15 protein-coding genes are annotated in these 13,451 nt (G+C 55.6%); all 15 read right to left on the bottom strand.

The genetic code is table 11. The annotated features are described in order from the left end of the window. Positions 1-5 precede the first annotated feature (5 nt). The 15 genes from K2F33_RS16385 to spoVAE all read right to left on the bottom strand — a co-directional run bounded on the left by K2F33_RS16385 (position 6) and on the right by spoVAE (position 13,448). Complete coding sequence (locus tag K2F33_RS16385) at positions 6-854, bottom strand: PHP domain-containing protein (RefSeq protein ID WP_263882374.1); 849 nt, start codon at positions 852-854, stop codon at positions 6-8. 347 nt (positions 855-1,201) lie between these two features. Continuing rightward, positions 1,202-1,921 carry a 3-ketoacyl-ACP reductase gene (locus K2F33_RS16380; RefSeq protein WP_076170139.1) on the bottom strand — a complete coding sequence of 240 codons (720 nt, stop codon included), beginning with the start codon at positions 1,919-1,921 and terminating at the stop codon, positions 1,202-1,204. Positions 1,922-2,102: 181 nt separating this feature from the next. Further along, the gene (locus tag K2F33_RS16375) at positions 2,103-2,870 is read right to left on the bottom strand and encodes a class I SAM-dependent DNA methyltransferase (RefSeq protein WP_089548254.1); all 768 of its coding nucleotides are present in this window, start codon (positions 2,868-2,870) and stop codon (positions 2,103-2,105) included. Positions 2,871-2,918: 48 nt separating this feature from the next. Continuing rightward, positions 2,919-3,839, bottom strand: coding sequence for a CvfB family protein (locus K2F33_RS16370; RefSeq protein WP_076169739.1), 921 nt, complete (start codon positions 3,837-3,839; stop codon positions 2,919-2,921). Further along, positions 3,836-4,183 (bottom strand): ribosome silencing factor, encoded by a 348-nt coding sequence (rsfS, locus tag K2F33_RS16365; protein ID WP_076169738.1) that lies wholly within the window; start codon positions 4,181-4,183, stop codon positions 3,836-3,838. The genes K2F33_RS16370 and rsfS overlap by 4 nt, the downstream gene beginning before the upstream one ends. Continuing rightward, positions 4,180-4,758 (bottom strand): bis(5'-nucleosyl)-tetraphosphatase (symmetrical) YqeK, encoded by a 579-nt coding sequence (gene yqeK, locus K2F33_RS16360; RefSeq protein WP_076169737.1) that lies wholly within the window; start codon positions 4,756-4,758, stop codon positions 4,180-4,182. The genes rsfS and yqeK overlap by 4 nt, the downstream gene beginning before the upstream one ends. After that, the gene (gene nadD / locus K2F33_RS16355) at positions 4,730-5,332 is read right to left on the bottom strand and encodes a nicotinate-nucleotide adenylyltransferase (RefSeq protein WP_089548256.1); all 603 of its coding nucleotides are present in this window, start codon (positions 5,330-5,332) and stop codon (positions 4,730-4,732) included. The genes yqeK and nadD overlap by 29 nt, the downstream gene beginning before the upstream one ends. A gap of 15 nt (positions 5,333-5,347) precedes the next feature. Next, positions 5,348-5,638, bottom strand: a complete 291-nt coding sequence (yhbY, locus tag K2F33_RS16350) for a ribosome assembly RNA-binding protein YhbY (RefSeq protein WP_076169735.1) — start codon at positions 5,636-5,638, stop codon at positions 5,348-5,350. Positions 5,639-5,680: 42 nt separating this feature from the next. Then, the gene (locus K2F33_RS16345; RefSeq protein WP_076169734.1) at positions 5,681-6,553 is read right to left on the bottom strand and encodes a shikimate dehydrogenase; all 873 of its coding nucleotides are present in this window, start codon (positions 6,551-6,553) and stop codon (positions 5,681-5,683) included. A gap of 55 nt (positions 6,554-6,608) precedes the next feature. Beyond that, positions 6,609-7,736, bottom strand: coding sequence for a ribosome biogenesis GTPase YqeH (yqeH, locus tag K2F33_RS16340; RefSeq protein WP_076169733.1), 1,128 nt, complete (start codon positions 7,734-7,736; stop codon positions 6,609-6,611). Next, complete coding sequence (locus K2F33_RS16335) at positions 7,733-8,260, bottom strand: YqeG family HAD IIIA-type phosphatase (RefSeq protein WP_076169732.1); 528 nt, start codon at positions 8,258-8,260, stop codon at positions 7,733-7,735. Before K2F33_RS16335 ends, yqeH begins: the two co-directional genes overlap by 4 nt. Before the next feature lie 119 nt (positions 8,261-8,379). After that, complete coding sequence (locus K2F33_RS16330; protein WP_263882218.1) at positions 8,380-10,611, bottom strand: DUF4129 domain-containing transglutaminase family protein; 2,232 nt, start codon at positions 10,609-10,611, stop codon at positions 8,380-8,382. After that, positions 10,608-11,852 carry a DUF58 domain-containing protein gene (locus K2F33_RS16325; protein WP_263882373.1) on the bottom strand — a complete coding sequence of 415 codons (1,245 nt, stop codon included), beginning with the start codon at positions 11,850-11,852 and terminating at the stop codon, positions 10,608-10,610. Before K2F33_RS16325 ends, K2F33_RS16330 begins: the two co-directional genes overlap by 4 nt. A gap of 3 nt (positions 11,853-11,855) precedes the next feature. Next, positions 11,856-12,812 (bottom strand): AAA family ATPase, encoded by a 957-nt coding sequence (locus tag K2F33_RS16320; protein ID WP_076169730.1) that lies wholly within the window; start codon positions 12,810-12,812, stop codon positions 11,856-11,858. Between the two features lie 285 nt (positions 12,813-13,097). Next, the gene (gene spoVAE / locus K2F33_RS16315) at positions 13,098-13,448 is read right to left on the bottom strand and encodes a stage V sporulation protein AE (RefSeq protein WP_076169729.1); all 351 of its coding nucleotides are present in this window, start codon (positions 13,446-13,448) and stop codon (positions 13,098-13,100) included. Between the last annotated feature and the right edge of the window lie 3 nt (positions 13,449-13,451).

Raw genomic sequence — 13,451 nt, 5'->3', positions numbered from 1 at the left:
CCCCTTTACTTCGGTCTGCGCTTCTTGAGCTCTTCGACACAGGAAATGCCCGGATCTTTGCTTCCCAGCCGAACCTCCTTCTCCCCATAGAACCCGTGAAAGTCGGATCCTCCGGTCATGACGAGATCGTAACGGCGCGCAAACTCCATGGCCCGCTCCTCATCATCGGCACCATGCAGCGAATGCCACACTTCAATACCCTGAAGTCCCATGCCCACCAGCTCGCGGACATATTCAAAGTTGCCGTATTGGCCAGGATGGGCCAGAACGGGCACCCCGCCAGCCTGAATGACGGCCTCAATGGCGTCACGGGCGTGAAGGTAGTCCAGCTTGACGTAAGCCATACCGGGCTCTTCTCCGTTTCCTCCGCGGGAAAACAATTTTTTGTACAGCTCACCGTATATAGATTTGGCATAGCCATTGTCAATCAGTGCGTGCATAATGTGCTGCTTGTATACGCCGGTTCCCCCATCCGCATACCGCAGAACCTGGTCCCAGGTGATGCCGTACCCCGCCTCAATCAGCCGTTCAACCATCACACGGGAAGCTTCATGCCGCTTAGCGATCATCGGGCTACATAGCTGCTCCAGAGCCGGATGCCCCGGCTCGATGAAATAGCCCAGGATATGTACCCTCCTGCCTCTTTCCATGTCATAGGCGGATATTTCGATCCCCGGGATCATTTCAAAGCCAAGGTCTCTTCCCCGTTCCAGCATGGCGACAAGGGCCTTTGTCGTATCGTGGTTTGTGACCGCCAGCACACCAATGTTCTCATTCAATGCCGCCTCGGCCAATTCCTCAAATGAATACGAACCGTCCGAAATGGTCGTATGACAATGCAGTTCCGTCTTGATCGCTCAGCACCACCTTATCTTGGATAAGCAGACAACCGACGCCACAACCGATGATTCACGCCCGCTGCATCGCTTCGGCTGTCTGTAGTGACAGTCTAACTTGGTGCCAAGTTGCAAGGGTTAAGGCACGGTAAAGCTTCTGTAAAAATAAACGCCGTAACCGTAAATTTTGCCTCGTCTCTAGCTTTTTCGCACAAAAAAAGCCCCACATTGGTGGGACTATGCTGCAATATTAATATTCAGGTAATTTGCGGTACATCGAAATCGGTTCCTGCCAAAAAAAGCCTGCCTCTTAGCAGATCGGCTTCCGATCCATAAGAGACAGGCTTACAGTCCGTACAATGTTGTTATTGCGGGTTGGTCGTCCAGATGCCGGCCGATTTCACAAATACGCGCTGCGGCAGCTTCAGCGTGGCGAGCGCCAGCTCGGCCACGTCTTCCGGCTGCATCATGCGGTCCTCATCGCCGATCTTCAGGTTGTTGTCGCGGGCCAGCGCCGTATTGACGGTGGATGGCGTCAGCGCAACGACGCGGATGTTGTTCTTGCGCACTTCCTGAAGCAGCGATTCTGTCAGCCCCATGACCGCAAATTTGGACGCGCAGTATGCGGAGCCCGTGGCAAAGCCTTTTTCCCCGGCTGTGGAGGAGATGTTAATGATGCTGCCGCTGTTTTGCCCCACCATATCCGGCAGGACGGCCCGGGACATGTAATATGTACCCATCAGGTTTACCTGAATGATTTGTTCCCACTGGGCCGGATCCATTTCGAGTACGGTCCCGAACGAAGCGATGCCCGCGTTATTGATCAGAATATCGATCGTGCCGAGCTCTGCCTTCAGCGCACTCACCGCGCTTTCCGCTTCCTCCCGCTTTGATACATCCGCCGCTGCGGTCGCAACACGGATGCCGTGTTCGCCGGCCAGCGAAGCCTTCAGCGCATCCAAATCGGAGGCGGTGCGGGAAATGAGGCCCAGATTTACGCCTTCTTTGGCCAGCAGCTCAGCAATCGCCAAGCCGATTCCTTTGCCCGCTCCGGTAATGACCGCCGTTTTTCCTTGTAGATCCATCAAACTCATCATGTTCTCTCCGTTTCTGTTTGAATTTGTTGAAGACGATGCCTCAATGTAGGCATCTCCCATTATACTATTAGCCGCAAATAGCCCCGGAACCTTCGTTCCGAGGCAAAATCCCGCAAAGCATCCTCTCCAATATAGACCAGATGCTCTGCAAGGACATGATATCCTTAGCCTATTTGACCGCGACGAAAAACAGCCGCTGCGCCTCGTCGTCCGCTTCCACCCACTCAAAGTCGGCATACGTCTGCACGTCCCGGAATCCGGCTTTGAGCAGCTCGCTCTTCATCCATTTCGGATCATAGCCCCGCTGCACGTGCACTTCTTCAAAGCGGCGGTACAAATCGCTGTCTTCTTCCTTCGCAAAGATGCTCAAATGATGCTCGATTTCGCACCGCGGCGCGTCCAGGTCGCAGGTCCAGATGTACGAAACCGACTTGTCGTCCCATACGAACGGCTGCTCCTCGTCATAGCGGATGATCGTATTCGGATGATGCACGTCAAACACGAAGATCCCCTTTTCCTTCAGCCCGTTATAGGTCTGTCTAAAGGTCGCGACGATATCGGCTTCTTCCAGCAGGTAACTGATGCAGTCGCAAAATGAAATGACCGCATCAACGGGCTCGGGCAGCTCCCAAGCGCGCATATCCTGCTGCACCCAGCGGATGGAGCCCTCCCGGAACAGCCGGCTGCCCTGCGGCGTCTTCTCCATCTTCCGCCTTGCTACGGACAGCATGTCCGCCGACAGGTCGATCCCTGTCACTTCGAACCCCGAGTTCACAAGCGGAATCGTGATGCTGCCTGTGCCGCATCCCAGTTCTACCACACTTTTCGGCATGCCGTATTTTTCCCAGGCCTGTCGTGCAAACCTGAGCCAATCGGGATACGGCATATCTTCCATCAATTCATCGTAAACATATGCAAATTTTCTGTAAGAGGACATGATGACACCGCACTTTCTGTTAACGTTCCGAAAATCCTCCCAGCCCTGTTAGGACGGATCGGCGTTCCCGCCCGTTTCCGGTTTGGAACTTTCCGGCTGAACCAGATAAGTCCAGTTCTCCTTCTGCGTGATAAGACCTTCCTTCATCAATTTGCCGAGTGCGCGCTTGAATGCCGACTTGCTGATGCCGAAGCGCTGCTTGATAATGTCCGGAGGCGTCGCATCCGAATACGGCATGCCTCCGTTCGGACGTTCCTTCAGGAACTCCAGCAGGCGGTCGGCATCCAAATCCCGGCCAACTTCCTTGCGCTGCGCCATGGACAGGTTGACGCGTCCGTCTTCACGAATGTGGCTGACCCGCACCTGCAGCTCTTCGCCCAGACGCAGCATGCGGGTTCGCTCCGAGGAGTGGATCATGCCGATGGCACCGAAGCCGAGCACTCCCCCGTCCACGATTACAAACGTTCCCATCTGCAGCGGGCGGTACACCGTGGCGGTGAACCACTGGTTTACCCAGGACTGCGGCGCCTGGAACGTATGCTGCGACAGCTCCTGTTCGCCGGCCAGCTTCGCCCGCAGCCGTCCCTGCTTGTCATGCTCCATAATGACGAACACCGAGTCCCCGACCCGTGGATGAAGCTCTCTCAATTCGGGCAGCTCGCGGATCGGCAGCAGCAGCTGACGGCCTAGCCCCATCTCGAGAAAGCATCCCAGTCTCGGATGCACGTCCGCCACAACCAGCTTCGCCATCTCGCCCAAGGTCAAATACGGCTTTTTCATCGTAGCCGCCAGCCGGTCTTCCGTATCGTAAAAAATAAACACTTCCACGCGATCTCCCGGCTCGATCTTCCGGGTCAGCTCCGTGTAATGGAGCAGAACATCTTGTCCGCCAGCATCGAGAAAATAGCCGTAAGGCGATACTTCGCGCATCACCTCATAGGTTTGAATCGTTCCTGCAATCGGACTCATACCGTTTCCACGACCTTGGCATCCGACCACAGGCGTTCGATGTTGTAATAATCCCGTTCATCCCGGTGGAAAATGTGCACGATCACGTCGCCCAGGTCCATCAGCACCCAGCGTGCGGAATCCATTCCTTCCACGCCGCGGATTTCGAGGCCTGCTTCATGCACGCGCTTGCGGATTTCGGTCGCGATGGATTGGACCTGGGTATCCGAATTCCCGTGACAGATGACGAAATAATCGGAAATGAGGGAAATCCCCCGCAGGTCGAGCGCCACGACGTTCATGGCCTTTTTATCTTCAGCGGCAGCCACGGCCAGGTTTAACAATTCTTCAGGTTTCAAGGTCATACATTCGCCTCCAACTGTTTAATAAGATCATTGCGGGCAAATACGGTCAGCGGGTAAATGATCTGACGGCGGGAGATGAGCAGACTGATCGTGGAGTCCAGCCCGGCGATCAATCCCTCTTCAAGGCTATGGTTGGCCAGTTCCCGGATATTATTCACGCCCGGAAAATCCCTTCCCGGTTCGATGTAATCCGCCAGGCACACGACCTTGTCCAGCAGGGTCATGCCGATGCGGCCAGAGGTATGATACCGGATCGCATCCAAAATTTCAGGATCGGTAATCCCGTAATCCCGTTCCGCTACAAACGCACCTACTTCGGCATGCCAGAGCGGTTTATCGTAAAACAGCAGATCCTTGGACAGATCGTTTTCCTTAATGATCGCTTCCATTTGCTTCACGGGCCAGTATTTGGCCACGTCGTGCAGAATCGCCGCCGTTTCGGCCTTAACAGGGTCCGCTCCGTAACGCTCCGCAAGCATGACTGCGGATTGCATCACGCCTTCTGTGTGCTTCCAGCGCATGGCCGGCATTTGTCCGGACACGGCTTTAATCAGTTCTTCGCGGCTGAATGCCATACATTCCCCTCCTTCTGATATAGTCGTAGACACTGTCTGTCACCATATAACGAATGGAGTGTCCGGTGGCCAGTCTTTCCCGGATTTCGGTCGACGAGATGTCCACCTGGGGCATGTCGGCCAGTAGAATTTTTCCCTTCAAATAAGCGGGGAGCGCGTCCAAGTTCAGCGTGGAGCCCGGACGCCCGACACCGATAAAGCTCATCAGCTCAACCAGTTCCTCAATGCCCTCCCACTTCGGCAAATAATTGACCATATCGGCCCCGATAATGAAATGAAATTCGATGTTGTCAAACGAGCTGCGGATTTCCTTGACCGTGTCGATCGTATAAGAAACCCCGCCTCTTCTGATTTCAATATCGAGGGTCCGAAAGCAGGGATGGTCCGCAATCGCTTCAGCGACCATGCCGAGACGCTGTTCGCCAGTAGCTCCCGCCTGTTCCTTATGGGGCGGAATATGACTGGGCATAAACCAAACCTCGTCCAGTCCGAACGTGTCCCGGGCCGCCTCGGCAGCGAGCAGATGTCCGATGTGGATCGGATCAAAGGTACCTCCCATGATACCTACCTTCATGCTGATCCCTCCCGCTTATGGCAATTCAATCTGCTTATGATCTTTGGATTCTTTATATAAAATAATCGTGCTGCCGATCACCTGCACCAGTTCAGAGCCCGATTTTTCGGCCAATTCCTCGGCGATTTCGTGCTTGTCTTCCAAGCAGTTGTTGAGAATGCTGACCTTCATCAGCTCCCTCTTCTCAATGGCCTCGACGATATGACGGATTAACTGGTCGTTCGTTCCGCCCTTGCCGACTTGAAAAATCGGGTCCAAATGATGCGCCTGGGACCGGAGATAGCGTTTTTGCTTACCTGTTAACATAAAATGTCAAAACTCCTTAATCTTCAATGTACAATTCAATAATCATGATTCCTTCATACTGGCCAGAACCGCGCTGCGCATCGCCTCTACCGGGGCGGGCAGTCCGGTCCAATACTCCAGGGCAAAGGCTCCCTGATTCACAAACATCCCGAGACCGCCGTGAATGACGCAGCCCTTCTTCTCGCTGTCAGCGAGCAGCCGGGTCTTCAGCGGATTATAGATCAGGTCGCTAACCACGATTCCCGGAGGAATCCGCTCGGAATCTAGCGGTGTTCCGTCCATATGCGGATGCATGCCGACCGATGTCGTATTAATGATTACATCTACTTCGCCTAGAATGGCCGGAATGCCGTCCATGGCCATCCCGCGAATGTCCGCCAGCGCTTTCCATTCAGCCGCCAGCGCCTCGGCTTTATCGGCCGTCCGGTTGGCGACATAAATCCGGTCCGGATGCTCCAGCGTCAGGGCGTATACGATACCGCGAGCGGCACCTCCGGCTCCGAGCACCAGAATGCTTTTGCCTTTCAGCTCGGCAATCGCTTCTTCCTTCAGGGAACGGACATAACCTATACCGTCTGTATTATACCCCGTGAGGTAGCCTCCGTCATTCACGATCGTGTTGACGGCTCCGATCTTCAAGGCCGTTTCGTCCAGCTCGTTCAGGAACGGAATAACCTCCAGCTTGTGCGGAATCGTGACGTTGATTCCCCGAAAGCCAAGCGCCTTGATGCCTTCCAGCGCCTTTCCGACCTGCTCCCGCGATACGCGCATCGGAACATAGGCGCCCGGGATGCCGAGTGCGGCCAGCGCCGCCTTATGCATCACGGGCGATTTGGAATGGGCGATCGGATCCCCGATGACGCCCAGCAGCAGCTCCCCTGTATGTTTCAGTAACTCCGGTTTAGCCAAATTCATGGTTTCCCCTTTCCCTGCTCTCACCTGTCAGCTCTTGCAACGTTCAAAGGCAGCGTCAGATTAAAGAAGGTCTTGCCAGCACCTTGACTCCCCGCGGCGCATGAATAGCGCACAGGGCTCCCTGATCGCTGTTCACTTTAACCCAGCCCAATCCGGAGACGAACAGATCCATGCGCATACCGCGCTTGATGCGGAATTCATGCCTTGTCCATTCCGGCAGCTTCCCGATGTTCTCCCGGTTCGGCGGGGACAGCAATTCTCCGGCATGCTCCGCGTAAAGCTCATCGGCACGCTCCAGCTTGGTGCGGTGTATGCCTACGCGGCTGCCGACAAAGCAGGTAAACGACTGGCGCTCGCCCTGAATAAAGTCAAACCGTGCCATGGCTCCGAAAAACAGCGTCTGTCCTTCGTTCAGCTGGTACACGGCCGGCTTCAACGGGTTGTCCGGCATGACGGCGCCCAGGTCCTCACGAGTGACGAGCTCACTGTAGCGCCAAGGGTATACGATCCCCGGCGTGTCGATAATAAAGCGGCCGTCGTCGAGCGGAATGTTGACCATATCCAGGGTCGTTCCCGGATAACGCGATACGGTCAGCTCCTGCTCCAAATCGCTGTAATCCCGGATCAGCCGGTTGATCAGCGTCGATTTGCCGACATTGGTCGCCCCTACCACATAAACGTCGCGGTCTCCGCGATATGAGGCAACCGTGTCCAGCAGGCGGTCGAAGCCCTGATTTTTCTTGGCGCTGCAAAGGACGATTTCTTCTGTCTTGAGGCCGTGCTCCTTGCATTGTTTCTGCACCCAGTTAAGCACCTTATTCCAGTTCGTCACTTTAGGCAGAAGGTCGATTTTGTTCACGGCGAGAATGACCGGATTGTTACCGACAAACCGCTGCAAGCCTGAAATGAGGCTTCCTTCAAAATCGAACAGATCTACAATATGAATAACGAGCGCGTTCTTCCCGCCGATTTGGCTGAGCAGACGCAGGAATTCATCCTGGTCGACGGCAACGGAAGAAGCCTCGTTGTAGTTTTTAATCCGGAAGCAGCGCTGGCAGATGACCGGATCCCGGTCCATCGCTTTCTCCGGGGTATACCCCGGTAGCTCGGGCTGTTCCGTTTGGATGGCAATCCCGCAGCCGCTGCATTTTACGGCTTGACTGCCGTCTATCGGGTCTTTCATTGTTGGTGTTCCTCCTCCAGCCATAATCCCTTTTTCCGCAATCGTGCGAGCGCAATTTTCTCCAGACGCCGGTTCATGCGCGTACCCCAGCCTTCATCCTGAATGGATATCGGGAGCACCAGCACGGTAAACAGGCCGAGCCGGTTGCCGCCGTACACATCGGTCAGCATCTGGTCGCCGACCACGATCGTCTCCTCGCTCTTCAGGCCCATCATCTGCATGGCTTTCCGGAAAGGCGCGTTCGACGGCTTGCGGGCTTCATGGACAAACCGGATATCCAGCGGGGTGGCAAAAGTCGATACCCTCGCCATTTGGTTATTGGACACGATGACAAGCTGAAACCCTGCCTTTTTCACCTTTTCGAACCAGGCGATCAGCTCGGGGGTGGCCAAGGGAGCCTTGGCACCGACCAGCGTATTGTCCAGATCCGTGATGATTCCACGGAATCCCTGCGAGTACAGCCGCTCCAAATCCAGATCAAACACCGTTTTTACCTTCATTTTCGGGATAAGCATTTCAAACAAATTGATGTCACCTCAGTTTCATAGGACAAACTATACCATAATCTGCGTAGTTAGTAAAAAACTTATGTTCGGGCGAAACAAAAAAGAAAACGCCCGGAGGGCGCCTTCTAAAAAGTCCATCACGCTGCATTCTTCGGTATCTTTTTCATCGCAGCTTTCAATTCCTTCGCATGGGCATGGACGCTTCTCCATTCCGATTCCGACACCGATGAAGGGCTGTAGCGCGCCTTCTCGAACAGCTGCAGCAGGGGCTCCAGGAAGGATCCGAGCGCCGGGGACCGTCCTTCCCAGCGGCTGACCGACTCCCGGAGCGTTTCGTCCGCGCCGCGTTTGAGTCCTCTTCGGCGCAGCTCCTTGATCCACCGTTCGGTCATGACAATGACCTTCTGGTCGGGAGACAGCTTCTGTCCCGTACGAAGCCGGAGCCATCCGAACCGGAGCTGGAGCCGATTCCGCCACAGCACATACACTGCAAATGCTGCAAGGATGAGGAGGGAAGCGCCGTATACGATTTGCACCACGGGTCCGCGATCCTGGCCTTGCGCTGCCTGTTGCGGCGCCTGTTCAGGCTGGTCCTCCTCCACTTCCGGCTGTTTCTCCGGCTCGGCCGGATCTTGCGCCTGGGCGTCATGCGTGAGCAGCGGCATGCTGAAGCCGGGGGTCGCTTCCACCGGAATCCAGCCGTACGGCCCGAAATAGACCTCGGCCCACGAATGCGCATCGGCATTGGTCACCGTATACACGCCGGAGTCCGAGGTGCCCTGTACGCCTTGGACCTGCACGTCGGCGCTGCTTCCCTGCACCTGGCCGGGAGCGTACCCTTTGACCCACCGCGCCGGGATGCCGAGGGAACGGGCCATCATCACCATCGAAGTCGAGAAATAATCGCAGTATCCTTCCTTGATTTCAAACAGGAAGCTGTCCACGAAATCGTCGCTGACCTTTTTGGATAAGTCGGGCTCGTTTGTATATGTGTAATTCGTTGTTAAATAGTTTTGAAGCAGACCGATCTTTTCATACGGCGTTGCTCCGGAAGCCGTCACTTCTTCCGCAAGGTCGCGGGCCCGCTTAGGAAAATTGTTCGGCACCTGCAGATAGGCATCCTCGGTCCCTTGGGAGCTGTACAGGTCGGCGAACGACTTCTGGCGGATTTCATCCTCCGAAACGACCGGAACCTCGGACACCACCGTGTAGGTTTTCGGATAACGGTCCCGCTTTGACTCGGCGGTCCAGCGAAGCTCCGACTGGGAACTGTTCCAGCGGAGGCTGCCTGTATTTTTCCCGTCATCGATAAGCTCTACTTTGGACAGGTTATACGCACCGAACAAAACGGGGTACTGATTGTCGCTCAGCATCGTAACCGTCTGTTTTACCGTCATCGAATCGCCGGCGGTTGGTCCATCTCCGGAAAGCTTCGTATCCGCCGTCACCTCATCGGTCTCCCTGCCGGAATTGCGCTCGTCCCCCCAGCCGCTGCCGGTATACAGCCTGCGGGTCTCCCCGCGCCAATAGCTTCGCTGGTCGGAGCTGATTTCCATCACCGGCGTGTAGTCAAAGTTGAACCCGCCGCCGAGCTTGGTGTCGTTGCGGCTGTATCCCGAGGAAGTCCGCAGCACTGATTCGGCCGGATCCCCGTCAACGCCGGCCGTGGCAGCCGTCTCGCCTTGGACGACCCAAGCCGTATAGGGATCGGTCAAGGACGGCGGCACTTCCGGCATGTTGACACCGACGGCAAACACAAGCGAAAAAATGACCGCCACGTTCAGCAGCATTTTTAGCGGGTACTGCCGAAGATAGCGCCAGCCATGCGGGTATTTCTGCTGGAAGCGGCGGAAATGCTCGCTGACCAGCCAGCCGAGCGCCGCAAACACCGTCCAGGCGACTTCCTTCCATAAATCGTACACGGTGAAGGAATCCAGTATGGAGAACGCCACGATCAGCATGCCTGTGAACACGAGGATTCTGCGCTGATTGTTAACCAGCTTGGCGCTGAGCAGCAGCAGAATCCAAGCGCCTACGGCAAAACCGAGGTACGGCAGCGCGTTGCCCGTAAACTGCTGAATCCGGTTCGGCAGGCTTCCTGCCGGAAAGTAAATCCAGTACGCGATCATCTCCCGGTGAATGATGTACAGCACGGCGATGCCTTCCAGCGCGTACCGGTAAATGCTTTTGATTGGCAGCAAAATTTCGATCGCCGTGATGACCGTCACGCTGATGATGACGATGGCCGTCGTCTCGCTGTACCAAATGTTGTTCATAAAGTAAATCCACTGCAGCGCCATAATCCACAACCACACCAGGGATAAGGTGCGGAAAAACGAAGTGCGCAGCGAATACAGCCAGTTGATCAAACCCTTCCACCCCCTAATGCGGCCGGCAACTCACTCAGCGATTGAATGCTGCACGCAAAAGTTCCGCGGGAAGCGAGCATCGCTCCCCAGCCTTCTACGCCTTTTTCTCGCCCGGAGCTGATCCGAATGTGCGAAGAGCTCATACCCCGGGTTTCAGCCCAGCGCAGAATGTCGAGCACTTGCTGGCCGCTGGCCGGTGAAATGAAAACGAGGAAGGCCCCCGCCGGAAGAAACCGTGCGTTCTGCTCCAGCTTCGGGAGCAGCTTACCGTAACCGTCGGCAGACAGGTCCACCAGATGATGCATCATCCGCTGGCGGTCTCCCTGCACGCTGCTTGGCGGAAACAATTTGAATGTGTCGCCGAGGGTAGCGAGGCCCATGTTCATTCTCCCGCGCCCGCCATACTCGAGCAGGGAAGCCGCTGTGGAAACAGCCAGCTCAAACTGCGCGTCAGAGCCGTAGTGAGCCTTCGTGGCGTCCAGCAGAAGCATCGTTTTCGGAACGGAATCGTACTCGAATTCCTTGGATTTCCACTGTCCGGTCTTCGCCGTAGCGTTCCAGTGAATCCGGGAAATCCGGTCCCCGTACACATAATCGCGGACGCCGTTAATCTGGGTCGTTTCTTTGCGTGAAGCTGCCGAGGCGGTTTGCGGCCCCGCAAGCGGGGAATTCCGGTCGAACAGCTTCCAGGTGGGGATAAACACGGTCCGGGGCATCACGCGAAACTGGCCGGGCACATGAAAACGGCCTTTATGCTCGATAAAACCGAAAATATCCTCGCTGACACATTCCGTTTCGGTAAAATAGTATCTTCCCCGCTCCAGCGGCGGCGTCTGGAACATCAGGGTACCGCTGCCTCTGTAATTGGGAATGACGCTTTCCTCAAACGACCAGGAATCTCCGTTATGCCGCTTCATGACTTCACGGATGATGATGTAGGGCATCGGCAGAAATCCCGGAATCGAAAAATGGAGCCTGACCTTGATCTGCTCGCCGGCGTGAAGCACGGTGCCTTGTCCCCTTTCGGTGGACAGCTGGCGCGTTCCCCGCGTCAGCCGGACGCCGCTGATGCCAAGCACGATCAAATACAGCACGATGACGCTGATCATGACAAACAGCATCAGGGACGTCTTGCCCCCCTGAAACAGAACATAGAACAGGCTGGCGACCCATACGAGCAGTACGGCCCAATACCTCGGGGTTTTGAGTCCGGATCGGATACCGGTTAACAGCCTTGTCATCATTTATCGCTCCATCGCTACAGGCACATGCACCTGCTGAAGGATGTTTTTCAGCACGGATTCCGGACTGACGTTGTCCAGCCGGGACTCCGGGCGAAGGATGATGCGGTGGGCGAGAACATAAGGAGCGAGCGTCTTAATATCGTCCGGAAGGACGTACTCCCGCTGCTGCAGGAATGCAAACGCCTTGACCGCGTTCAGAAACGACAGGGAAGCGCGCGGGCTGGCTCCGAGCAGCACGGAGGCATGCTCCCGGGTACGGCGGACGATGCTCAGCAGATAGTCCGTCACCGCCTCGTCGATATAAATGCTGCGGATTTCATGCTGCATCTCCGCGATCTGTTCCATGTTGGTCACCGGAGTCAGCCGGTCGACCGGCTGGCCCTGCTTGTGCTGGTACAGCAGGCTTTTTTCCGTGGCCGCGTCGGGGTAGCCGAGGCTGATCTTCATCATAAAACGGTCAAGCTGCGCTTCGGGCAGCATGTAAGTGCCTTCAAAGTCGATCGGGTTCTGGGTGGCGCACAGCATGAACGGACGGGGAAGCTCATACGTTTCGCCGTCCACCGTCACGTTGCGCTCTTCCATGACCTCAAGCAGGGCCGACTGGGTCTTCGTCGTGGCCCGGTTTATTTCGTCAGCCAGCAGAATGTTGGTCATCACCGGACCCGGACGGAAGTAGAACCGCTCCTCGCGCGGATGAAATACGGAAACGCCGGTAATATCGCTCGGCAGAATGTCCGGGTTGCACTGGACACGCCGGTAATCGCCGCTCATGGACCGGGCGAGCGCCTTGATGAGCTGCGTCTTCCCCGTTCCGGGTACATCTTCGATCAAAACATGCCCTTCGGCCAGCAGAGCAGTTAGAAGGAGCTGTATTTCAAATGATTTTCCCAATATGCAAGATTCGAGATTGGATCTTACTGCGGCAATAATGTGAAGAAATTCGCTGCGTACGGGCATATCAGTTCCTCCTAGAATTCGTAATCAATGAACATGCTCGCAGATGCGTTCACTGGTAAATCGATAACATCGTAAAATAGCTGGATACATATAAGTATATATTTTACATTGTACATGAAGGAAGAACAGAAAGTATATTGGGCACATTTCCTAAAATCGTCGTATACCCCCACATACCCGCCGAAATGAACGGCAAAACACCCCGGAATACACAATTCCGGGGTGTTTATTCAGGCAACCCATTTTCAGTTCAAGCAAGGAAATGCAAACGGCGGATTGGTGGAATTACCCGCGGGGACGGACGAACAGCGCGGCGATAAACGAAAAGATAATCGCCGCCGATATCCCCGCGCTGGTGACCTCAAAGATGCCTGTCACAACCCCGATCCAGCCGTCCCTCTGTAGCTCCGACAGCGCTCCGTGAACAAGCGAGCTGCCGAAGCTGGTGATGGGAACGGAAGCGCCGGCACCGGCAAATTTGACGAGGGGATCGTACCAGCCGAGACCGTCAGCCACCGCTCCCGCCACCACCAGCGTGCTCATCGTATGCGCCGGCGTCATCTTGAACAAGTCCATCATGAGCTGGCCGATGACACAAATCAGACCGCCGATAATAAACGCCCATAAAAACTGCATTGG

It is taken from the genome of Paenibacillus sp. PSB04, from assembly GCF_025809195.1.
Classification (GTDB): Bacteria; Bacillota; Bacilli; order Paenibacillales; family Paenibacillaceae; genus Paenibacillus_AQ; species Paenibacillus_AQ favisporus.
Note: the sequence above shows the minus strand (reverse complement) of the source record. Positions and strands in the feature narration are given on the sequence as shown.